The sequence below is a fragment of the Cupriavidus sp. SK-4 genome, from assembly GCF_000611125.1.
Classification (GTDB): Bacteria; Pseudomonadota; Gammaproteobacteria; order Burkholderiales; family Burkholderiaceae; genus Cupriavidus; species Cupriavidus necator.
Window position 1 is genome coordinate 54,530 of sequence record NZ_JFJW01000079.1, and the last position, 22,874, is coordinate 77,403.

Annotated in this window: 18 protein-coding genes and 1 pseudogene; 10 read left to right on the forward strand and 9 right to left on the reverse strand. The window is 64.9% G+C overall.

Features of this window, described 5'->3' with window-relative positions; translation table 11 throughout:
• Positions 1 to 110: pseudogene (locus CF68_RS38425) on the reverse strand (short-chain dehydrogenase); the annotation flags it as partial.
• A gap of 33 nt (positions 111 to 143) precedes the next feature.
• Complete coding sequence (locus CF68_RS17235) at positions 144 to 1,076, reverse strand: IclR family transcriptional regulator (RefSeq protein WP_035820932.1); 933 nt, start codon at positions 1,074 to 1,076, stop codon at positions 144 to 146.
• Positions 1,077 to 1,279: 203 nt separating this feature from the next.
• On the opposite strand from CF68_RS17235, the gene CF68_RS17240 reads away from it, so the two are divergent.
• Positions 1,280 to 3,379 carry a TonB-dependent siderophore receptor gene (locus CF68_RS17240; RefSeq protein ID WP_035820934.1) on the forward strand — a complete coding sequence of 700 codons (2,100 nt, stop codon included), beginning with the start codon at positions 1,280 to 1,282 and terminating at the stop codon, positions 3,377 to 3,379.
• On the opposite strand, the gene CF68_RS17245 is transcribed toward CF68_RS17240, so the two are convergent.
• Positions 3,357 to 4,931, reverse strand: coding sequence for a PLP-dependent aminotransferase family protein (locus CF68_RS17245; protein ID WP_035820936.1), 1,575 nt, complete (start codon positions 4,929 to 4,931; stop codon positions 3,357 to 3,359). The two genes, CF68_RS17240 and CF68_RS17245, sit on opposite strands and share 23 nt — an antisense overlap.
• Before the next feature lie 83 nt (positions 4,932 to 5,014).
• Here CF68_RS17245 and CF68_RS17250 point away from each other — a divergent pair, with 83 nt between their 5' ends.
• A complete protein-coding gene (locus CF68_RS17250; protein ID WP_035820938.1) occupies positions 5,015 to 5,638 on the forward strand; it encodes an FMN-binding negative transcriptional regulator in 624 nt (207 codons plus the stop codon).
• 136 nt (positions 5,639 to 5,774) lie between these two features.
• On the opposite strand, the gene CF68_RS17255 is transcribed toward CF68_RS17250, so the two are convergent.
• Positions 5,775 to 9,341, reverse strand: coding sequence for an indolepyruvate ferredoxin oxidoreductase family protein (locus CF68_RS17255; protein WP_035820940.1), 3,567 nt, complete (start codon positions 9,339 to 9,341; stop codon positions 5,775 to 5,777).
• Between the two features lie 119 nt (positions 9,342 to 9,460).
• Between CF68_RS17255 and CF68_RS17260 the strand changes: the two genes are divergently transcribed.
• On the forward strand, positions 9,461 to 10,396 hold the full coding sequence (locus tag CF68_RS17260; RefSeq protein WP_084187276.1) for a LysR substrate-binding domain-containing protein: 936 nt from the start codon (positions 9,461 to 9,463) through the stop codon (positions 10,394 to 10,396).
• A 34-nt stretch (positions 10,397 to 10,430) separates the two neighbouring features.
• Here the strand turns inward: CF68_RS17260 and CF68_RS17265 are convergent, their stop codons facing one another.
• Positions 10,431 to 11,465 carry a LysR family transcriptional regulator gene (locus CF68_RS17265; protein WP_035820942.1) on the reverse strand — a complete coding sequence of 345 codons (1,035 nt, stop codon included), beginning with the start codon at positions 11,463 to 11,465 and terminating at the stop codon, positions 10,431 to 10,433.
• Positions 11,466 to 11,822: 357 nt separating this feature from the next.
• Between CF68_RS17265 and CF68_RS17270 the strand changes: the two genes are divergently transcribed.
• From CF68_RS17270 to CF68_RS17280, 3 genes are all read left to right on the forward strand, one after another.
• Positions 11,823 to 12,839, forward strand: a complete 1,017-nt coding sequence (locus CF68_RS17270) for a GlxA family transcriptional regulator (protein WP_035820944.1) — start codon at positions 11,823 to 11,825, stop codon at positions 12,837 to 12,839.
• A gap of 144 nt (positions 12,840 to 12,983) precedes the next feature.
• Complete coding sequence (locus CF68_RS17275; protein ID WP_035820971.1) at positions 12,984 to 13,742, forward strand: SDR family oxidoreductase; 759 nt, start codon at positions 12,984 to 12,986, stop codon at positions 13,740 to 13,742.
• Positions 13,743 to 13,759: 17 nt separating this feature from the next.
• Entirely contained in the window at positions 13,760 to 14,260 is a 501-nt protein-coding gene (locus CF68_RS17280) for an Ohr family peroxiredoxin (RefSeq protein ID WP_035820946.1), read from the forward strand.
• A 72-nt stretch (positions 14,261 to 14,332) separates the two neighbouring features.
• Here the strand turns inward: CF68_RS17280 and CF68_RS17285 are convergent, their stop codons facing one another.
• On the reverse strand, positions 14,333 to 14,743 hold the full coding sequence (locus tag CF68_RS17285) for a cupin domain-containing protein (protein ID WP_035820949.1): 411 nt from the start codon (positions 14,741 to 14,743) through the stop codon (positions 14,333 to 14,335).
• 4 nt (positions 14,744 to 14,747) lie between these two features.
• Positions 14,748 to 15,227 carry a carboxymuconolactone decarboxylase family protein gene (locus CF68_RS17290; protein WP_035820952.1) on the reverse strand — a complete coding sequence of 160 codons (480 nt, stop codon included), beginning with the start codon at positions 15,225 to 15,227 and terminating at the stop codon, positions 14,748 to 14,750.
• A gap of 363 nt (positions 15,228 to 15,590) precedes the next feature.
• Between CF68_RS17290 and CF68_RS17295 the strand changes: the two genes are divergently transcribed.
• Positions 15,591 to 16,082 (forward strand): polyhydroxyalkanoate granule-associated phasin, encoded by a 492-nt coding sequence (locus CF68_RS17295; RefSeq protein WP_235205798.1) that lies wholly within the window; start codon positions 15,591 to 15,593, stop codon positions 16,080 to 16,082.
• A 72-nt stretch (positions 16,083 to 16,154) separates the two neighbouring features.
• Here the strand turns inward: CF68_RS17295 and CF68_RS17300 are convergent, their stop codons facing one another.
• A complete protein-coding gene (locus tag CF68_RS17300; protein ID WP_051591564.1) occupies positions 16,155 to 16,754 on the reverse strand; it encodes a helix-turn-helix domain-containing protein in 600 nt (199 codons plus the stop codon).
• Positions 16,755 to 16,904: 150 nt separating this feature from the next.
• Between CF68_RS17300 and CF68_RS17305 the strand changes: the two genes are divergently transcribed.
• From CF68_RS17305 to CF68_RS17315, 3 genes are all read left to right on the forward strand, one after another.
• Entirely contained in the window at positions 16,905 to 17,894 is a 990-nt protein-coding gene (locus CF68_RS17305) for a tripartite tricarboxylate transporter substrate binding protein (RefSeq protein WP_035820955.1), read from the forward strand.
• A gap of 47 nt (positions 17,895 to 17,941) precedes the next feature.
• Positions 17,942 to 18,718 carry an aldolase gene (locus CF68_RS17310; protein ID WP_035820957.1) on the forward strand — a complete coding sequence of 259 codons (777 nt, stop codon included), beginning with the start codon at positions 17,942 to 17,944 and terminating at the stop codon, positions 18,716 to 18,718.
• Between the two features lie 273 nt (positions 18,719 to 18,991).
• Positions 18,992 to 19,966, forward strand: coding sequence for a tripartite tricarboxylate transporter substrate binding protein (locus CF68_RS17315; RefSeq protein ID WP_011617586.1), 975 nt, complete (start codon positions 18,992 to 18,994; stop codon positions 19,964 to 19,966).
• Positions 19,967 to 20,155: 189 nt separating this feature from the next.
• Here the strand turns inward: CF68_RS17315 and CF68_RS17320 are convergent, their stop codons facing one another.
• Positions 20,156 to 22,192, reverse strand: coding sequence for a kelch motif-containing protein (locus CF68_RS17320; protein WP_084187278.1), 2,037 nt, complete (start codon positions 22,190 to 22,192; stop codon positions 20,156 to 20,158).
• Positions 22,193 to 22,874 lie beyond the last annotated feature (682 nt).

A 22,874-nucleotide genomic window follows, 5' to 3' on the forward strand; every position in this document is an offset into this window, starting at 1 on the left:
TCGGCCACGGCCACGCCGCGCGCGCCGGCCTGCGCAAAGGCCAGCGCCAGCGCACGCCCGATGCCGGTGGCCGCGCCAGTCACCACGACGGTCTTGTTGCGTACTTCCATGGGTTGTCTCCTCGTTGAATTCGGATGTTTGCGTCAGCCGTTGGACGCGTCGGCCCGGCTGCATGGGCCAGGCTCAGGCTGCGCTGAGGCAAAGCGGGCGGTCGCACGCGCGCCGCCCGGCTGCCACAGCCGCGCCTGCAGGGTCTCGGCCAGTTCGCGGATGCGCGGGCCCAGGTTGCTTTCCAGGATCTCGGGCGACAGCCGTGTCGCGGCCCCGCCGATATTCAGCGCCAGCACCTCGCTGCTGCCCGCCAGGCGCAGCGGCGCCGCGGCGCCGCTGACGGTGCGGTCCCATTCGGCGTGCGCCACGCAGAAGCCACGCCGTGCGTGGTCGCGCAGCGCGCGGTCGATGCCGGTGCGCACGGCGGGCCAGCGCGTGCCGTAGTGGCGCGCCAGTTCGGCCAGCGCGGCCTCGCGGTGATCGGCATCCAGCCCCGCCAGCCAGGCGCGGCCGATCGCCGAGGTGGCCATCGGCAGGCGCGCGCCCGGGGCCAGCCGGATCACCAGCGCCCCGCGCGGCTGGCAGCTTTCCAGGTAGACCATGGCGTGCCGGTCCGGCATGGCCAGTGCCACCGTGCAATCGGTGGCAAACGCCAGCGACTGCATCAGCGGCTGCGCGATCTCGCGGATGCCGGCGCCGCCCACATAGCGGTGGCCAAGCACCATCGCGCCCTGCCCCAGCCGGTACTTCTCAGTGGCTTCGATGTAGGTGAGATAGCCGAGCGTGGCCAGCGTGTAGGTGAGCCGCGACACGGTCGGGCGCGGGATGCCGGTGCGTCGCGACAGCTCGGCGTTGCCCAGGTAATCGTCCTGCGGCCCGAAGGCGCGCAACAGCTCCATGCCGCGTGCCAGCGCGGTGACGAAGTTGCGGTCGTCGGCGCAGGCATGGCCCGCCTGCGCGTCGGCCGGCACCAGGATATGTGCGGCATCGGGCGGCGGGGTTGGAATGGTGGTGGTGCGTTTCATGGGCAGGCGGCCGGGAAGGGAACATTGATAGCAGCAACGGGGCTGCGCAGGGGCCGCTATGTAGGGAAAGCATGTGCGCTAGAAATGGCGTTGATGGATACGAACCAAAAAGTTAGCGCGACTCTTGCCGGACGAATTTCTTGTAAATACAAACCATTCTCATTTATGATGCGCCACTTTCGTTGCTTTCGCCCTGGGCCGTCATGTTTGTCCGCCGTCTTGCCATACCCGCCGCCGTCAGTTGCCTGTTCCTGCCTCCCGTTGTTTCCCACGCCGCCGAAGATCTCACCACGCTGCCATCCGTGACGGTCAGTGCCGCCGCCGACGGGCAAACTGACGTCGGCTTCACCACGCGGCGGCCGGCCGGAGTGACCAAGTCGGATCAATCAGCGGCCGACGCCGCGCAGTCGATCACCGTCATCACACGCGACCTGCTCGACAGCCAGCAGGCACAGAACCTCAGCGACGCGCTGCAGAACTCAGCCGGCGTGGTCACCAACGTCTATGGCAGGCGCGGCTGGGACGACTTCATCATCCGTGGCCAGCGTGCATCGGAATCGATCTTTGCCGACGGATTGCTCGTCGACAGCAACAACCGCGTGGCGCAGGAGCTGTTCGGCGTGGAACGCGTGGAAGTGCTCAAGGGACCGGCCTCGATCCTGTTCGGCGCGGTGCAGCCGGGCGGCCTGGTCAACATGGTCAGCAAGCGCCCGCGTGCCGAACTGTTCGGTGAACTGGGCCTGACCGTCGGCAACTACGGCTTCCGGCAGGTGACGGTCGACGTGGGCACGCCGCTGGCCAAGGACAGCAAGGCCGCGTTCCGCCTGAACGCACTGATGATGAACAGCGACGATCCGACTGACTACGTCTGGTATCGCAACCGCTGGATCGCGCCGTCGCTGACGCTCGACCTTGGCACGCGCACAGACTTCACGATCCTGACCAGCCACAACCAACGCAATTACGTGCGCCAGCAGGGCCTGCCCGTGAATGGCACCCTGGTGCCGAACCGCAATGGCGTGGTGCCGAGCAACCGCTTCATCGGCGAGCCGAATGCGCCGTCTTATGACGGCGAGCAGAACCGCATCGGCTACGCGCTGACGCACCGCTTCGACTCCGGCTGGACATTGAACCAGAACCTGCGCTACCAGACGTCGTCGCTGACCGGCACGCTGGTGTCGGCCGGCACGATGGCCGTCAACAGCCAGGCGATGAACCGCAGTGGCACGCAGCAGAGCTTCTCGGGGGACTCGTTCGGTGTCGACACTAACGTGCAGCGGACTTTCGCGTTCACGGGGCATGCCCACAGCGTGACCTTCGGCATCGACTACCGCCATACGAAGGAAGACCGACTGCAGAAGACGTGCCGCGTGGCAGCGCTGAGCGTCTACAACCCGGTCTATGGCGCCAGCATCAACTGCCCGTCCGCCTATAGCCTGGACGCGACCGATACGCTAAACGCGGTTGGCCTCTATCTGCGCGATCAAATCCGTATCGCCGAGCGCTGGACCGTGACCGGCGGCGTGCGCTACGAATCCGCGCAGACGAGCACGATGGACCGGCTGGCGCAGTCGCGTACCGGCAACGATAACAACGCCGTCACCGGCAGCGCGGGCGTGATGTACGACCTGACGCACTGGGCGCGTCCGTACATGAGCTTCGCCACTTCGTTCCTGCCGAACGCCGGCACCGACGTCAACGGCGCCACGTTCAAGCCCGAGAAGGGCCGCCAGTACGAAGTGGGCATCAAGTTCGACATGCCGGACAAGACCGGCCTGCTGACACTGGCCGCGTTCGACCTGACACGCACCAATGTGCTCAGTACCGATCCGGTTAACACAGGCTTCAGCGTGGCCGTGGGCGAACAGCGGTCGCGCGGGCTGGAAATGGAGCTGACGCAGGATCTCGGCAATGGCCTCAGCGTTTCGGGCGCCTATGCCTATATCGCAAGCGAAGTCACCGGGGACACCACGGCTGCCAACGTCGGCAAGCCGCTGAACAGCGTGCCCCGGCACAGCTTCTCGGTCTGGAGCCAGTACCGCTTCCACGGCGCGCTGGCCGGCTGGTACGTCGGTGCCGGCGTGCGCGGCGAGAGCGCCAAGCGCGGCTACAGCTTTAACTACACCGTGCCGGGCTACACGGTGGCCGATCTTGCCGTCGGCTACGTGGCATCGCACTGGCGCGCGGCGTTCAACGTCAAGAACGTGTTCGACAAGATGTACTACGCGGGCGGCCTGAACAACAACGTGCTACCAGTGGGCAATCCGCGGGTGGCCATGCTCAACGTGACGATGAACTATTGATACGGCCCCCGCCTGGAGCCTCCAGACCAGTAGTGAGGCGGCCATCAAGCTGATGTGGCTGGCCTTGCGCCCGCCCCATCGCCGCAATCACCGCCCCTAAAATCTGCATCCCCCGCTGAATCTGCTCTACCGTCAAACTCGCATAACCCAGCACCAACCCGGCCGCTCGACGCTGTCCATGCGGCCGGGCCCCTGCAAACAACGGTGATACCGGGTAGACCCCCACATCCTGGCTGCGCGCAGCGGCCACCAGCGCTGTCTCGTCCTGGGGCCGCAGCGACAGCAACCACAGCACCACATGCAGCCCCGCCGCCGTACCGCAGACTTCCGCGTCCGCTGGCAGGTGGCGTGCGACGCCATCCAGCAAGGCCGCTCGCCGGCGCTCGTTTTCCCGGCGCATGCGCCGCACATGGCGTTCGTAGGCACCGCTTTCGATCAGCGCTGCCAGCACGCGCTGCTCCAGCACGGGCGCATGGCGGTCGGCCAGCCGCTTGGCCTGCCGGAACACCGGCACCAGCTCAGGCGGCAGCACCAGGTAGCCGAGCCGCAGTTGCGGCGACAGCGCCTTGGAGAAAGTGCCGATGTAGATCACGCGGCCGTCGGTGTCGATCGAGCGCAGCGTGTCGATCGGGCGCTGGCCGTAGCGGAACTCCCCGTCGTAGTCGTCCTCGATGATCCAGGCGTCGTGGCGTTGCGCCCATTGCAGCAGGTCCAGGCGCCGGCCGATCGGCAGCACGCCCCCCAGTGGGAACTGGTGCGACGGCGTCACGTACACCAGGCGGACACGATCGTCCTGGGGAAGACTGGCGGTATCCAGGCCATGCCCGTCCACTGGCGTGGCCTGGCACCTGGCGCCGGTGGCTTCGAAGCAGCGCCTGGCCATCAGGTAGCCGGGGTCTTCGAAGGCAAAGGCGTCGCCGGCATCCAGCAGCAGCCGTGCGCACAGGTCGATGGCCTGCTGCGAGCCATGTACCACCAGAACCTGCTCGGCCTCGCAGGCCAGCCCCCGGGCACGCCGCAAATAGCCCTGGAGCGCGCGTCGCAGCGATGCCTCACCTTCGGGCGGGGCGTAGGACAGACTGTTTTGCTGACGCAGCAGTTCGGCCTGGTAGGCACGCCGCCAGGCCAGGGTCGGAAAGTCCCGGGAGGCCACCGCCCCATACAGGAAGTCGAAGCGAACCGGCTCAGCTTGCAGCGGTGCCGGCATGCCGAGTCCCGCCACGCGGCGTCCGAATTCGGACAGGGTTGGGGCAGACCTGGCGCGCCGGCCTGCGCTCACCCCGGCTGGTGCCGGTGCCGCCAACGGGCTGGCGATTCGGGCCACCCGCCCCACCGCCGTGACGAGGAAGCCCTCGGCCACAAGTTGTTCGTAGGCGGCGGTGACGGTGGTACGCGATACCCCCAACTCGGACGCCAGCGCTCGCGTGGACGGCGCCCGGGCGCCCGGCGGCAGTGTGCCGTCCGCGATCTGGGCGCGAAGGAGATCGTAGATGCGGCGTCCCGCGCCCGTGGCTCCGGCACGGTTACCGGCTGGCTGGTGTGACTGGCCCATAAAGAATCATGAAAACCGGACCTTCCGATTGTGCCAGTTGTCGGCGAGAGTATCGAGCATTCCATCGCTTCCGATTCCCCACCATGTACATTCCTGCTCACTTTGCTGAAAACCGGCCAGAGGAACTGGGCCGCATCATCCGCGAGCATCCGCTGGGGATGCTGGTTACGCAAGGCAGCGCCGGACTGGATGCCGACCACATCCCGTTCGAGTTCGATCCCCGCGAGGGAAGCCACGGCGTGCTCACAGCCCACGTGGCCCGCACAAACCCGCTCTGGCAGCGTTGCCCCACGGGCTCGCCGGTCATGGTCGTCTTCCGGGGCGCCGAGGCCTATATCTCGCCCAACTGGTACCCCAGCAAGCATGAGGCGCACCGCCAGGTGCCGACCTGGAACTACGAGGTGGTGCACGCGCACGGCATGATCACCGTGCATGACGACGAGCGCTTCGTTCGCCGCCTGGTTGCGCGCCTGACGCGGCGGCACGAGGCGGCCGAATCCAGGCCCTGGAAGATGGGGGACTCCGCGCCGGAGTTTATCGACAGCATGCTGCGCAACATCGTGGGCATCGAGATCGCAGTCACTTCGCTGGTGGGCAAGGTCAAGCTCAGCCAGAACAAGGAGTTGCGGGATCGCCTTAGTGCCGCCGACACCCTGGAGGCGCGGGGGTATGGCGACCTTGCGCAGTCCATGCGCAAGGCTGGTTGAATTGCCCCCCGGCCCGTGCTCAGCTTTGCCTCACCATTGACGAACACCCACCAATGTCATTCGTCCCCGTTGTTCTGCCTGGGCTTCTGTGACGGCTGTTCAGCGACACGATTAGCGGAAGTTGAACCGCCGCCTCTCAAGCCGCGGCCCGCCGGGCCGCGCCGCGATACTGCGCCAGCAATGCCTCCCGCCGTACTGCCGACGCATCCATGCTGGCCTCCTTCACGTGGCCGTAGCCGCGGATATCCTCCGGCAACGCGGCAAGCGCCCGCGCGGTGTCGACGTTGTCCGCGCTCAGGGACGCCGCGAACTCGTCGACCATGGCCAGATAGTCGTTGACCAGCGCCCGCTCGGCGCGGCGCTCGGCAGTCTTGCCAAACACATCGAACGCCGTGCCACGCAAACCCTTCAGGCGCGCCAGCAAGCGGAATGCCATCATCGTGCGCGGACCGAAGCGGCGCTTGACCGGGTGGCCCTTGTCGGTCCTGGCCAGCAGCGGCGGCGCCAGCCAGAAGCTGAGCTGGTAGTCGCGGCCGGGCTCCCCTTCGAACTGGGCGCGCAGCTTGTCCAGGAAGGCGGGATCGGCGTAGAGGCGCGCCACCTCGTATTCGTCCTTGTAGGCCATCAGCTTGGCCAGGTTGCGGGCCACGGCCTCGGTCAGCGGCAGCTTGCGGTCGATGCCCAGTTGCTGCTCCGCCGCGCGGATGCGCTCGACAGCCTCGCGGTAGCGGGCAGCATATGCGCTGTTCTGGTAATCGGCCAGCATCGTCTCGCGCTTGCGGATCAGGGAGTCGAGCGTCTGCGGGATTGCCACGACCTGTGCGGCCGGGGCCGCCGGAGCACCCGGCAAGTGCGCCTTGACCGCCGCCTCGCCATGATGCGCGAGATACCGTCCCCATTCGAACGCCAGCCGGTTCTTGTCGATCGACACCCCATTGAGTTCGATCGCGCGCAGCAGGCTTTCACGCTGCAGCGGGATCCAGCCCTTCTGCCAGGCAAAGCCGAGCAGCAGCGGGTTGGAGTAGATGGCGTCGGCCAGCAGGGTCACCGCCCATGCGCTGGCGTCGAAGAACGCGCAGGCATCGCCCACGCTGGCGCGCAGGTCCTGCTCGGCGCTGGCACCGGGGAACTTCCACTTCGGGTTCTTGATGAATTCAGCGGTGGGCGTGTTGGCGCTGTTGACCACGGCGGCGGTCAGTCCGTGCCGGATCTTCGACAGCACCTCGGCCGAGGCCGAGACAATGGCATCCCCCCCGATCACCAGGCGCGCCTCACCCGTCGCGATCCGCGTCGCATGCAGGTCGTCCGGGCCCGGTGCGATCTGCACGTGGCTGATCACAGCCCCGCCCTTCTGTGCCAGGCCAGCCATGTCGAGCACGGTCACGCCCTTGCGTTCAAGGTGCGATGCCATGCCCAGCAGGCCGCCGATGGTGACCACGCCCGTGCCGCCCACGCCGGTGACCAGCACGCCGTACGGCCGCTCCAGGGCCGGCAGCCGCGGCAGCGGCAGCGCCTCGAAGTCGGCGCCGGTGCCTTTGCCGCCCGCTGCCGCGGGCTTGCGCACCTGCGCCCCCTCGGCGGTGACAAAGCTCGGGCAGAAGCCGTTGACGCAGGAAAAATCCTTGTTGCACGACGACTGGTTGATCTTGCGCTTGGTCCCGAGTTCGGTCTCCAGCGGCTCCACCGACAGGCAGTTGGACTTGGCCGAGCAATCGCCGCAGCCCTCGCAGACCGCGTCGTTGATAAAGGCGCGCTTGGCCGGGTCAGGATAGGTGCCGCGCTTGCGGCGGCGGCGCTTCTCGGTCGCGCAGGTCTGGTCATAGATCAGGATGGTGACGCCCGCGGTATCGCGCAGCTCAACCTGGACGGCGTCGAGCTGGTCGCGGTGGAACACGGTCACGCCGGACGGCAGCATGGTACCGTCGCCATACTTCTGCGGCTCGTCGGTGACGACGACCAGCTTCTTCGCGCCCTCGGCCAGCACCTGGTGCGCAATCTGCGGCACCGTCAGCACGCCGTCGATGGGCTGCCCGCCGGTCATTGCCACGGCGTCATTGAACAGGATCTTGTAGGTGATATTGGCCTTGGCCGCGATCGATGCGCGGATGGCCAGCAGCCCCGAATGGAAATAGGTGCCGTCGCCCAGGTTGGCAAACACGTGCTTGTCGCCGGTGAAATGCATCTGGCCGGTCCAGGCCACGCCCTCGCCGCCCATCTGGCTGAAGGTGTCGGTATTGCGGTCCATCCACAGGGTCATGTAGTGGCACCCGATGCCGGCCAGCGCACGCGAGCCTTCCGGCACGCGCGTGGACGTGTTGTGTGGGCACCCCGAGCAGAACCAGGGCTTGCGCTCCACCGCGATGCGCGGCTGCGCGGCCTCGCGCTCCTTGGCCTCGATCAGCGCCACGCGCGCGGCAATGCGTGCGCGCACCGCTTCCGGCAGGTCAAGGCGCTCCAGCCGGCGGGCGATGGCCTTGGCGATCAGCGCCGGCGACAATTCATAGTGCGCCGGCAGCAGCCAGTTGCCACGCGGCACCGACCACTCGCCGCCATCGTTGCCACGCTGGTCGAACTTGCCGAAGACCTTGGGCCGCACATCCTCGCGCCAGTTGTACAGCTCTTCCTTGAGCGCGTATTCGAGGATCTGGCGCTTCTCTTCCACCACCAGGATCTCTTCCAGGCCGGTGGCGAACTCACGGGCGCCGTGCGCCTCCAGCGGCCACACGCAACCCACCTTGTAGACGCGGATGCCGATGCTGGCGCAGGTGACATCGTCCAGGCCCAGGTCTGCGAGCGCCTGGCGCACGTCCAGATACGCCTTGCCGGCGGTCATGATGCCGAAGCGCGCGTTCGGCGAATCGAGCACAACGCGATTGAGCCGGTTGGCCCGCACATAGGCCAGCGCCGCATACCACTTGTGGTCAAGCAGCCGCGCTTCCTGCTCCAGCGGGGAATCGGGCCAGCGGATATTGAGGCCGCCCTGCGGCATGACAAAGTCCTCCGGCAGCGCGATCTGCACACGATCGGGATCGATCTCGACCGAGGCGGTCGACTCCACCACGTCGGTGACGCACTTCATTGCCACCCACAGGCCGGAATACCGGCTCATGGCCCAGCCATGCAGGCCGTAGTCGAGGTACTCCTGCACATTGGCGGGGTACAGCACCGGAATGCCGGCGGCCTGCAGCACGTGCTCCGACTGGTGCGCCACGGTGGAGGACTTGGCGGCATGGTCGTCGCCGGCCAGCAGCAGCACGCCGCCATGGCGCGACGAGCCGGCCGAATTGGCGTGCTTGAGCACGTCGATGGACCGGTCCACGCCCGGCCCCTTGCCATACCACATCGAGAACACGCCGTCGCGCGTGGCGCCGGGGAACAGGTTGACCTGCTGGCTGCCCCAGACCGCGGTCGCGGCCAGGTCTTCGTTGACGCCGGGCTGGAACACCACGTCGCTGGCCGCCAGGTGCTGCTTGGCCTTCCACAATGCCTGGTCGACGCCGCCCAGCGGCGAGCCGCGATAGCCCGAGATAAACCCGGCGGTGTTGAGGCCGGCGGCGCGGTCGCGCGCCTTCTGCAGCATTGGCAGGCGGACCAGGGCCTGCACGCCGCTCATGTAGACGCGGCCCTGCTCCAGGGTGTACTTGTCGTCCAGGCTGGCGCTGGCCAGGGCTTCGAGCAAGGCGGGGTTCCGCGGGGCATTCACGATCTCAGTCTCCGTGCTTGTTCTCTTGTATCCGGAGCAGTTTAGAAATCCGTGCCGTCATCGTAAAATCATGAATTCCAACACCTGATATCTGCAGAACGGATACCTCGGAGACCCCCATGCTCAAGGCGCGCGAAGGCTCGGAAAGACTGGCCAAGGAAGTCACGCTGAGGCAGTTCCGCTATTTCGTCGCGGCCGCGGAGACGGGGCAGTTCTCAATGGCCGCGACCGCCGAGCATGTCTCGCAGTCGGCGATCACCAATGCTGTGCTGGCACTTGAGCAGCGCCTGGCCGTCCGCCTGTTCGATCGCCGGCCCCATGGTGTGACGCTGACGGCAGAAGGCCACCTATTCTTCCAGCACGCTCGCCAGATCCTGGATTCGGTCGAGGATGCGCTGCGCGAGCCGCGCTTCCAGGTGCACGGGTTGCAGGGTAGTGTGCGCCTGGCCGCCTCCTACACGGTGCTGGGCTACTTCCTCCCGGGGCTGCTGGCGCGCTTCCGCACCAACTATCCGGACATCGAACTGGATCTGCTCGACATGGACCGGCCGGATATCGAGCGTGCCGTGCTGGCGGGGGAGATTGAACTGGGCATCGCGCTGCTGTCGAACCTGGAACGGCCCCAGCGCTTCCAGCGCCATACGCTGATGCGTTCCCGGCGCCAGCTGTGGACCTCGTCCAGCCATCCGCTGCTGGCCGTGGAGCGGCCTTCGCTGCGCGATATTGCGGCCTATCCGTATATCCTCATCACCGTGGACGAGGCCGAGGAATCCACCCTGCGCTACTGGCGCAGCCACCGGCTCGCACCCAAGGTCGCATTCCGGACCGGCTCGATGGAGGCCCTGCGCGGGCTGGTGGCGCATGGCTTCGGCGTCACCGTGCTGTCCGACATGGTGTATCGCCCGTGGTCGCTGGAGGGAAAGCAGATCGAGGCCCGGCCGATTGCCAATGCGGTGCCGGACATGGAGGTCGGCATGCTGTGGCAGCCCAGGCGCAAGCTGGGCAAGCCGGCGGATGCGCTGAGGGAGTTCCTGATTCACGCCTGCGGGAGCTGAGGCGGGACTTTCGATTGCCGGCGCCCTTGGAGCGCTAGCTGAAGGACCGATAGCCTGTCGTCGAGTAGTCCGTATAGAAATCCGCCAGGCAATGCAGATTGAGCGCCCGGATCTCTTCCGTCATGAAGTCAACAAAGACGCGGATGCGCGAGGGCAGATGCTGGCGGCTGAGGTAACAGATGTAATGCCCGCGGTCGTCAGGCGCATAACGTCCCATCGCGACGGCCAGTTCGCCGCGGGCGATGCGGTCGCAGACCTGGTAGCCCGCCATCTGCGCGATGCCCAACCCGTCGAGCACCGCCGCCAGCACCAGGTCCGGGTCATTGAAAGTCAGCCTTGCGGCAGGCAGAACCTTGCGCATCAGCCCCTCGACCTTGAATTCCCATTCAAGTATGCGCGCGCCGGCGATGCGGGTGTTGATGCATTCGTGCCGGGCGAGATCCTCCAGCGTCGACGGTAGTCCATGCCGCGCCGCGTAGGCAGGAGACGCGCACACAGCCATCTGCATCGGAATCAGCTGCTTCGCAACGATGCTTGAATCCTCGATGCGGCCATTGCGGAACGCGACGTCGATGTTCCCGGCCGCGAAGTCCGTTGGGCGGTCATCGAGCACCAGGTCCAGGGAAATGTCCGGATAAGCCGCCGAGAACTTCGACAGCAGCGGCGCCACCACCTTGCGCCCGAAGCCGGCCGTCGCGCTGATGCGCAGCAGGCCGCTTGGCGGTCCAAGGCGCAGTTCCAGCATGTCGTTCATGGCCTCGACGATATGCGCCACGCCCTGATGGCAGTTCTCGAAGAAGCGCTCGCCCTCGCGGGTCAGTTGGGTGGTGCGCGTGGTGCGCAGGAACAGCCGGGTGCTCAGCTGCGTTTCCAGCTTCAGGACATTGCGGCTGACCGCTGAGCGGCCGATGCCCAGCCGCTCGCCCGCCTTGGAGAAGCTGCCCTCGGTGGCGACTGCCATGAAGGCGATGATGCCGGCGTAGCTTGCCGCGAAACTGGCGGACAGCCCGTCCGCGCGATCTGGCTGGCCGGGGCGAAGGCCCCGCTGCAGCATACCGGCTGCATCCATATCCGGCCCCCCGCGGTTGACAGGGGACGCCGGGCGAACGTCTGGAACGACGATGTCCATGTCAATGCCTTTCGGAGCGGCGCTACGAATGAGGGCCCACGCTGTGCGGTGCACAACCATGGCCTGATCGTAATGACACGCGATGCCCGGGTAAATGACAGGTGCCCCTCGTTTTCTGCCAACTGGGCCGGCGCGGGGTGGCGACAATGCAGACATGAGCAGTGGAAGGAGCCGGTCCACAACGCCTTCGGGTGGGATCCGTGGCGAAGGCGTCGCACCGCGGGTGCCTGCCGGCCACATGCCTTGCGCGGGATCGCGCCGGCGGCATAACATCCATCGACTTTCAAGATCCCTGCCATGGTTCCCTCTCCGCCTGCGCCCTCTTTCCGGACACTTGACGACCCGCCACGCAATCTTCTGTTCGTGGCCTTCCCGGACATGAGCCTGCTTGATCTCACCGGACCGCAAACTGTGTTCTGGGCTGCCTCGCGGTATGCACGCGAACGGGGATTCGCCGGCTACCAGAGCTATCTGGCAAGCGAGCACGGCGGCCTGGTTGCCTCGGCCGAAGGCACCGCCGTACAGGCCATGGCGCTTGCGGAAATCGATCTGCAGCGCATCGATACGATCATCCTCCCGGGTGCCCCCGAGATGGTCAGGGTGCTCGACAGCGCCTCCTCGCTGGTCGCCTGGCTGCAGCAGGCCGCCGGACAGGTACGCCGCGTTGCCTCGGTCTGCAGCGGGGCCTTCCTGCTTGCGCAAGCGGGCTTGCTTGACGGCAGGCGCGCTGCCACGCACTGGGCGATGCATGCGCAGTTCCGCGCGCGCTTTCCCGCGGTCGAACTGGACCGGGACGCCATTTTCGTCCGCCAGGACCGCATTTGGACCTCGGCCGGCGTGACCACCGGCATCGACATGGCGCTTGCGCTGGTCGAGGACGACTATGGCCACGATATCTCGCTGAGTGCGGCCAGGGAGCTGGCGGTCTTCATCAAGCGGCCGGGCACGCAGCCACAGATCAGCGAGATCCTGCTGGCGCAGAGCCGGCACGTGCCGCTGTTCGAGGCGCTCCATCTATGGATCATCGAAAACCTGTCGCGGGAAGGGCTGTCAGTGGAACATCTCGCCGAACAGGTCGGAATGAGCCCCCGCAACTTTGCGCGGGTCTACAAGCAAAAGACCGGCCGCACCCCCGCCAAGGGGGTTGAGCATTTCCGGCTGGAAGCCGCACGCCGGCTGCTCCAGGATCCGCATCGGCCGATGGAGCAGATCGCAAGGCAGTGCGGCTTCGGCAACGAGGAACGGATGCGCCTTACGTTCCAGCGCAACCTGGGCTTCTCGCCCAGCGAGTATCGGTCGAAGGTGACCGGCTGAGAAAACGCGACAACCCGGCCGCACGATTGGTGCCGAACGGGAAACACCATGCGTCCGCCAACGGCGCTACCGTCACGACACCCCTTCGCCTAGCATGGGACATGGGTTGAATGCCCATTCCTTCCACCAGAATCGAGGTGCATGATGAAGATCGTTGTGATTGGAGGTACTGGCCTGATCGGCAGCAAGGTCGTCGCCCGGCTTGTCGGGCAAGGCCATGAAGTCGTTGCCGCGTCTCCGCAGACTGGTGTGAATGCGCTGACAGGCGAAGGCCTGAGCCAGGCACTTGCCGGGGCGCAGGTTGTCGTGGACGTGGCCAACTCGCCATCGTTCGCGGATGATGCCGTCCTGCAATTCTTCGAGACGTCGGGCCGCAACCTTGCTGCGGCGGAGAAGGCAGCCGGTGTCGCGCACCATGTGGCGCTGTCAGTGGTCGGCACGGACAAGCTCTCACAAAGCGGCTACTTCCGCGGCAAGATCGCGCAGGAAGCGCTGATCCAGAACGCCGGCATCCCTTACACCATTGTCCGCTCCACTCAGTTCCTCGAATTCCTTGGCGGTATCGTCCAGTCGGGCGCCGATGGCGATTCCGTGCGCATGTCTTCCGCATCGATCCAGCCGATTGCCTCGGATGACGTGGCCGAGGCCGTGGCGGACCACGCCCTTGCCGGTCCCGTCAACGGCATCGTCGATATCGCCGGGCCGGAACGCTTCCACCTGAGCGACCTCGTGCAACGCTATCTCGATGCCACCAAGGATCCGCGCAAGGTTGTCGTCGATGGCAAGGCCCGCTATTTCGGAGCCGAACTGCAAGACGATACGCTGGTACCGGAAGGCCCGGCACGCCTGGGCAAGACCAGTTTCGAAGCGTGGCTGCGACAGAGCCAGAAGCCGAAGGCCTGACAACGCGGGCGGGCCGTATGGACAACAAGGGGCTGCAAGCCCCCCCGCTGAGCCTGCTCGACAAGTATCGCGGGCAGGGCTTCCACGCCCTGTACACCACGACCGTCACCGTCTCGGGCGGGGAAACCGGACACGGCCGCGCCTCGGGCGTGGCCCGTTCCGATGACGGCAATCTTGTCATCGACCTGCGGCTGCCGGCGGCGCTGGGCGGCCCCGGCCACGGCACCAATCCCGAGCAGTTGTTCGCCGCGGGCTATGCCGCCTGCTTTCATGGGGCGCTGAACCTGCTGGCCCAGCGATCCAATGTCAGCGTCGACAACGTCGCAGTGGAAGTGGAGATAGCGTTCGGCCGCGATCCCGTTGACGGCGGCTTCGCGCTGGCCGCGGACATCCGGGTCAGGATGCCTGGCGTGCAACGACAGGTGGCGGAAGAACTGGTGCGCAATACCGAGCGCTTCTGCCCCTATGTGAAGATGGCCAGGCAGGGTATTGTCAGCGTCGTGGCAGTGGTTGACTGAGTTCCGCGCAACGACGGGCCCGCGGATGCGATCCCTGAACCTTCGGGATCGCATCCGCAGCCGGCCAATGTGCTATTTCGTTGGCGTCAGGATCGGAGCGCCCTTGTTCTTCAGCAACAGCACCATGAACTTCGCGGGCCTGGTGTTGCTGGCGTTGCGCCCGACAGTATGAATATCGTCAGGGCCTTCGTGGAAGGTCTGCCCGGCAGTCAGCGTGACTTCCTTGCCGCCCCGGACGCCCATCACGATACTGCCCTCAAGGACATAGACGAATCCGTGCGCGTCATGGCGATGCACCGGGTCGGCGCCGCCGGGCGGGTATTCCACCACGATCATCTGCACCTCCTTGCCGGGATATTCCGGAAGCGCCTCTGTCGACAGCAGCGTCACCTTGGGCTCTGGCGGCGCAGCCATGGCCGGTTGCGCCACCAGCAGGACGGAAAGCAGCAGCGGGGCCATGCCCAGCGTTCTGGTGATCTTCATGATGTCACTCCAGCTTTGCCTTATCTAGGCCATAGGCCTTGTCGGCCGAGCCCGGCACGGTCCGGAAGGCCACGTTCAGCCGGTTCCAGCCATTGATGGCCATGACCAGAAAGGTCAGGTCCGAGAGTTCCTTTTCCGACAGATGCGCGCGCACGCGCTCGTACAGGTCATCCGGCACACCGTGCGCCGGGATGTTGGTCAGCACCTCGGTCCACGCCAGCGCGGCACGTTCGCGCGGCTGGAACAGCGTCGATTCGCGCCAGATCGCGACATGGTGAAGGCGGAGCTCTCGCTCGCCATGGATGCGCGACTGCTTGACGTGCATGTCCAGGCAGAAGGCACAGCCGTTGAGTTGCGAAGCGCGAATCTCGACCAGGTCACGGATGGTTGGTTCGATCGCGCTGTCCTGCAGCAGGGTGCTGAACTCCAGGTATTTCTTGAAGAGTTCGGGGGACTGCTTCAAGGCATTCACGCGTTGGGTCATGACGGCTCCTGAGGAAGGAGAATATTGAAGGGATGACGGGGCACTCACCACCGCGTGCCGCGGCATGGAGCAAATCGTAGACCGCAGCGGCGCACCGCGGTAGGCGCGCCAAGGTACCCACACTGTTGAGGCTTCGACACCAATCAGCGATTTGGCGTGGCGCGGCTCGGAGGAAGCCGGCTCCTGTCGTGTCGTGCCCGATCCAGCGCAGAAAACCAAAAGAAATGGTGCAACGCAACATAAATGCACCTATGCTTGGAGGAATGCCGGCCGGCCACGCCCTCGAAAAGCGATCCAGACGCCGCTCGCCTCCCAAGAATTTGCCAGGTGTCCGTTTTCACAGGATGCCGAAGGAAAACCCGCGTGCCCTCCTCCGTTCTTCCGCAGCCTGTCCTCGACGCTTCTGCAAACTCCTCCCGCCTCTTTAGTGAAATATGCGAACTGCTCCAGGCAGCAATGCATGTCGTCAGCATTCGCACCACGCGCATGGCGATCGCCGGTCCGGCGCCTGACGAACAGGACCAGCGCGAATTCAGCCTGATGAGCATTGAGAAGGGAGAGGCCGCATCTGAATCGTTGCTTGCGATGGGTTCGGGATGGATCCACCTGACCATGACCCTCGCAAAGGACACCAGCGATCATCTTTGGGCGACCTCCGCGGCTGCGGCGACGCTGGCGTCCAGTCGATCCGCCGCGCAATGGTTCGAACGCCAGGCCGATCTTCTGCAATTGGCCGCCGGGTTCCCCGGCAACCCGCTGCACCTGGCAGGCCTGGCGACAAACCTGATGCAGCAGATCCTCGCGCCGATCCATGGCCGTGCGATGGCAAATGCGAAGCGCCTGGGCGCATCATGAAGGCCGGCGGGCCGCGCCGTTGGCACGGCGAAATGGGCTCGCCATCGTTCTATCGCCTGGCAATCCAGGTCGCTACCCCACCCTCTTCCGATCGCTGACTACCACCAGCGCCTGCGCCAGGGTCTTGCCAATCGAGCGCGAACGATGCGGGATCGATGCGTTGAAATACAGCGAGTCGCCAGCCTTCATCCGTACCGTGCGGTCGTCGAACAGCACCTCCATCTCGCCCGCTACGACGAAGATCAGCTCCTCGCCGGCATGGCTGGCCATCGGCTGGTCTTGTGCCAGCGTGAACGGCGGCACCATGACGAAGGGCTGCATCGCCTTGTCGACGCGCTCCGTGGCAATGGCTTCGTAGGTATAGCCCTGGCGCTCGGCGGACGGGCTGAACGGCACCCGGTCCGCGGCCTTGACCAGCAGGATCTCGTTAGCGCGCTGCGGCTTGGCGATCAGCTGGTCGACGGTCACGTCGAGGGCTTCGGCCAGCTTGAGCACCGTACCGATGGTCGGCGACGACAGGCCGCGCTCCAGCTTGGACAGGTAGCTCTTTGTCAGCGATGCCCGTTGCGCCAGTTCCTCAAGTGTCAGTCCGTTGAGTTTGCGCAGTGCCGCCAGCCGTTCGGCGATGGTCGAAAGAGCGGCCGGAGCGCCCGATTCTTGCTTCCTGGTCATCCGCAGTCACTGGTTAGAAGCGCCCGGACAGGCGCATGGGTCGGCTCGGGATTGTAAGGTCGGCGCGACACATCGGCAACTCGGTTGCCTCAATGACACTTCGGTGTCATTATAGACACACTTGTTTCCCCACCCGCCCCCCGAAGGAGCATGCAAGTGAGTCCCAAGCGCCCCCGTCTCGCAGGTGCAGCAGCCCTGTTTGTCACGCTATTCCTCAGTGGTTTGCCTGCTGCCCACGCGGCCGGCTACCCGGATCGTCCCATTACGCTGGTAGTGCCATTCGGCGCCGGCGGCATCACTGACCTGGTGGCACGCGCCACCGGCAAGGCCCTGTCCGAACAGCTTGGCCAGTCGATCGTCGTGGAAAACCGCCCCGGCGCGGGCGGCAACATCGCGGCGGATTTCGTACGTCGTGCCCGGCCCGACGGCTACACACTGATGTTTGCCACCGTGGGCATCCTTGCGGTCAATCCGCATACGGACGTCAAGGTCAACTTTGATAGCGCGAAGGACTTCACCTATATCTCGCTCGTCGGTTCCACGCCGCATCTGGTGGTGGTCGGCGCCGACGTCCCGGCCCGGACGCTGCCCGAGCTGATCAAGCTCGCGCAACGCCAGCCCGGCGCCGTCAGCGTAGGCACCGCAGGCGTCGGCAGCTCGCCGTATCAGGGCATGCGTGTGCTGCAGGACGCGGCCCGGGCCGAATTCCTGCACGTACCGTTCAAGAGCGGCGCTGAATCGGTGACCAACGTCGTCTCGGGGCAGGTCAACATGACATTCGAGGCCACGCCGCAGGTGATGCCATTCGTCGCCTCAGGCAAGGTGCGGGCGTTGGCCGTTGCCAATCCGCGGCGGCTGGCCACCGCGCCGGACGTGCCGGCGACACCGGAACTGGGCCTGCCGACCATCGTGTCCGGTTCGGTGGCAGGCCTCATTGCGCCTGCCGGCCTTGACGCCGCCATCGTGAAGAAGCTCAACACAGCCGTTGCCGGCGTGGTATCGAACCCCAAGTTCAAGGCCACGCTGATGGCACAGGGCACTGAACCGATGTCGTCGTCGCCCGAACAATTCCGCAAGCTGATCAAAGAAGAAGACCAGCGCTGGTCAGCCTTGCTCAAGGCTGATAACAAGACCAAGTAACGCGGGCTGAAAGCTCCCCTTCTCCAGCACAACGAAAGGAAAATCCCATGGCCAGCACCATGCAACTGAGCAAGGGCGAAATCGTCGCCGCCTCGCTCCAAAAAATGCAGACGGAACTGCGCGCGCAGAAAATGCCGCTGCGCGAGGCGGTAGCCGAAACCTGCCGGATCCTGTTCGCCTTCGGGCACGACTCCGGCCTCTCGGGCCAGATCACCGCGCGCGCAGAACAGCCTGGCACCTACTGGACCCAGCGCCTGGGTCTGGGCTTCGACGAAATCACGTCCGACAACCTGCTGCTCGTCAATGAAGACCTGGAAGTCCTGGAAGGCAGCGGCATGCCGAACCCGGCCAACCGCTTCCATTCCTGGCTTTACCGTGCGCGCCCGGACCTGAACTGCATTGTCCACTCGCACGCGCCGCACGCCTCGGCGCTGGCGATGCTGGAGGTGCCGCTGGTCATTTCGCATATGGACACGTGCGTGCTCTACGAACAGTGCGCGTTCCTTGAGAAATGGCCTGGCATTCCTGTCGGCAACGAAGAGGGGGAAATCATCTCGGGAGCCCTTGGTGACAAGAAGGCCATCCTGTTGTCCCACCACGGGCTGCTGGTGGCCGGTGCCACGGTGGAAGAAGCCTGCGTACTGGGCGTGATGTTCGAGCGTGCCGCCCGGCTGCAACTGCTGGCCATGGCGGCAGGCCCGATCCAGCCGATCCCGCACGATCTGGGCTGCGAAGCGCAGCGCTGGGTCAGCACGCAAAAGCGGTTCGAAGCCACGTTTGCCTACTACTCGCGGCGTGCGCGTCGCGGGCTGGGCGCCGAATAGCGACAGAGCGCCGACGGGCCGGCGCAAGCGCGGCCAGGCCAGGACGACGTCTGCAGTCCGCTGAGAACCTGAACCACGCCTGGCCGTGCGCCATTGCCGCTTGCTTGATATGAGAAGCGCAAGCTCCAACAGTATTGGTCGAATGGGATAATCGCGTCATGGCAGACAGGGCGGGAATCGCAGATCTGCCGCCGATGGCGCAGGTGAGTGACGGCGCCATAGCCGGCGCCCGCCGCCGGCGCTCATATCCCTATCCAAGAACGGAGACATGCCTTGACCATTAAAAACCGATTCACCCTGGGCCTGTTGGCAACGGCAGCCCTCATCGCGGCGGCCCCGGCTTGCGCACAAGAACAGTGGCCAGCAAAGACGATCCGCTTTGTCGTGCCCTTTGCCGCCGGCGGCGCCAATGACCTGATGGCGCGCGCCGCGGCCGAGGGCGCCACCAAGGCGCTGGGCCAGACCGTGCTGATCGAGAACCGGCCCGGCGCGGGCGGCACCGTGGGCGCCGACATCGTGGCCAAGAGCGCGCCGGATGGCTACACCTTCCTGATCAGCGCAGCCGGCGTCATCTCCAACAGCATGATCAAGAAGTCCATGCCGTTCAAGGACGACGCGCTGGTCCCCGTGGCCATGATCGGCCTTGCGCCCTCGGTGATCGTGGTGCCGAAGAACGCGCCCTACAAGGATCTGCGCGACTTCGTCGAGGCTTCAAAGAAGGGGAACGGTTTCAACTTCGCTACCGCGGGAACCGGCAGCACCCCGCACTTCGTGGCGGAGATCCTGAATGTGAAGTACGGCGCGAAGCTGCAGCCTGTGCCCTACAAGAGCGGGTCAGAAAGCACTACGGCAGTGCTGGGCGGCCAGGTGGAAGGAACCTCCGAGGCCAGCATCATCGCCCTGCCGCATATCCTGCACGATGGCAAGTTCAAGGCGCTCGCCACCACCTGGACACAACGCATTTCGGCCTACCCGCAACTCTCCACCGCCGTGGAGCAAGGTTTCCCGGACCTGCAGATCGCGCATTGGGCCGGCGTCCATGCCCCCAAGGGGACGCCCGACGCGATCCTGGACAAGGTGGCCGCCGCGGTGGACAAGGCCATGAAGGACCCGGCCGCCGCCGCCAAGCTGAAAGCCGTGGGCATCGAGCCGGTCGGCGGCACGCGTGCGGACTTCGTGAAGTTTGTCGAGGCGGAGCGCAAGCGGCTGGGCGAGATCGTCAAGGCCGCCAGGATGCAGGAGAAGTAATCGCTGTGCCCGCCATGCCGCCCCATCGGTCAGGACGCTGGGGCGGCCTTGCTGTCGCCTGACTGGATCCGGGGCGACACGCGCAACGTCATCGGCGTGCCCGCAGCCATACCTTCAGCGTAAAGACGCAAATTGCAGGTAAGCTGGCAAGGGCCGACCCGTTCCGCGGTGGGGCAGTGTCTGCCAAGACTAATCGTTCGCAGGATCGCCTTTGGACTTTAGCAGCACATGTCGCCCTTCGCTGACGGTCCCATTCTTGCCAACGGCGAAGAGCAGGTAGTCGCCGGCAATCGCAAGCCCTGGCAGCGGCGGAGCGGTGACATCCAGTTTGCCATCGTTCTGAACCCGGACCGGGAGCTTCACGTATCGGTTTCCCCACGTCCAGTTGTGAGTGATCGGACCCGTACGAACCAGCGCAACCGATTCGACCTCGGCGGCGGAGACGTCCAGCTTGAAGGTATTGCCGTAGTGGATACTGTTCGGGCTGTTATTGATGACCGGCTTCGCTCCTTTGAAGAAATAAGGCGGCTTGTAGAATTCGAGGACCGGGACCGCGGCGTCCCGCTGCGCCTGGGTCTGGGGAGTCTGGGGTGATCCCGGTATCAGGTTGACCCGGTTGCCTCCCATCACCCACACACCACCATTTGGCATCAGTAGCGCAGTGGAATGGTCATGCCGGGGCACCGGCGAAGTGACCACGTCGGTCCTGCTGCCGTCGGCCGGATTGAACATCTGATAGGCAAGGCTGTTCACGTTTCCATCGGCACCGCCAACGACCAGCAGTTTCCCATCCGGCAGGGCCACCACATTATTCTGCGTGGCGGGCAGTGCCAGGTTGGCGAGGGGCTTCCATTTTGGTGCCGCACTGGAGAAATTGATCGTTTCTGCCGTCGCTGCGGCCGGTGTGTTGCCGCCATTCGATCCGCCGAAAAGGAACACATCCTGTGACCATGTGCCATCGGCATTGATCGTCACCATGATGACCCCGGCGCCACTGTCGTGGGCGTTCTGCGCCGTATCGACATATGCCCAATGGTTCTGTGCCTGCGTGGCGATCAGTGGATCGGCCAGCGCCGCCTGGACATCGAACAGGTAGGTCTTGCCGCTGTAGAAGAAAGGATCATATCCCCGGATACTGAGCCCGCCCGGTTCTCCTGGCAGGGGCGGTACGACTTCGGATGTTACCGCGACCTTCCAGTCGTTCTCGCCAGGGCCGGTCTGGACGACAAAGGCGCGGGGATACATTGGCAGCAGCTTCTGCGCGCTCTTTAGTGCAACCGTCGAATCCGTCTTGGGGTCATATACTTCCGGGACTGCCTGGCGCACCTTGGTGGCACTCGCATTGGCCGGCCCCACGGCGGTATTCTGGTCCGAGCCGGACAGGATCAGGATCTTGCCATCGGGCAGGGTCACGGCGGTCGGGTACCAGCGTTGGTACTCCATATCCGAGGAAATCGGTGGATCGGTGTTGTCCTCCTTCAGCGGATCGCAATGTGACAAGACGCCGGTCGGGTCCGATTCAAAGCCGGATCTGACGCAAGGGACAGGCCTGAATACCCATTGCTCGGTCTTGGGGTCGAATATATTGACTTTCCTGCCGCCATTGTTGCCACCCTTGTCATGCAGCCCGACTACGTAGATGCGGCCATCAATGCCGGCGACGTGGCCAGTACAGAACAGGTTATATCCCAGTCCCCTGGAAAAACCGGCGTCCGAAAAGAACGGGTCGGTATAGCTGATGTCCGCGCTGGTCAGATCGGCAACTGCCGTCTTGGTGAATGTGCCGGCATTGATCAAGGACTGCAGTCCACAGACATCGACGATCTGGGTGTTTTCTCGCTCGAGGTCAGAGCTGTAGCGCGACCAGCCGCTTTCGTCGAGCTGCCCGAGCCCGAAACCGCCTTGTACCAGCTCGATGTACTTCTGGTTGAATCCCGGGAAGCCACCGCCCTGCACCGGCGGATTGAGATAGTGCTTCGGCTTGTATTCCGACGGCCGCATCCAGATCAGCATCTTCGGACATTCCGCGTACTTCTTATTCCATATCAGGGAGGTGTGGATAAAATCCTTGTGAATCGGAATCAAACCACTCTTTTCTCCGCATACCGCCGGACCGGCGGCAGGACATCCATCCGCCGCCAGAACGGTACCGACCGGAGTGGCGATAAGCCAGAATGAGCATGTGCCTGTCACCGCTAGTGACAGGGCCTTATGACGGTTCTTCATACGACCTCCTTTGAGGCCATCTGTTCAGGAATACAGTTCGGGGTCTGCAGCCAGCAGCTACCCCGGCCATAAAAAGCTGTTTCAACCAAGGTATTCGTGGCGCCCTCCCTGCACTGAATTCTGTGGCGCATTTGGCTGGCCCCTGCGCGGGCGGAACATCCCGCCAGCGTGGCAAAGGCGGGAAGCGCCCGGGACGACATTCTTGGTCTGGTCCGGGTCCATCCAATGCTCCCTTCGGGCGGCAGCTTCACTGCCAACTTGAGTGCGCACCGGCGTCGCCGGCGCACGCCCGACGGTCTCCCCGGAATAGCGAATTGATCCGGGAAGCGAAGCGAGATCGGTGCCAACAAAGCTAGTTCGTTGATTCTTTTCGGAAATGTGGCGATGGGAGAATTGCCGGCCAGCGCAAATCGGAAATATTGTTACAGAGTGGAGACAAAGACGCTGACCTTGGCATGTGCATCCGAGGTGACAATGGGCCGTCAACCACGTGCCATACGTGCCGCCAGCCACAGCTCAATGTCGCCGCCAAGCCAGTCGCCGGCGTCGGGAGCCCGCGCAGTAGCTCGATCGCGTAGTCGGCCGCACTGCCCTTCGCTGGCTCGGTCGCCGCGATTCCAAACAGGGCTCTTTTGAAAAATGAGTGGGTTATGCGCATTTGATTACACACAAGTCAGTCACC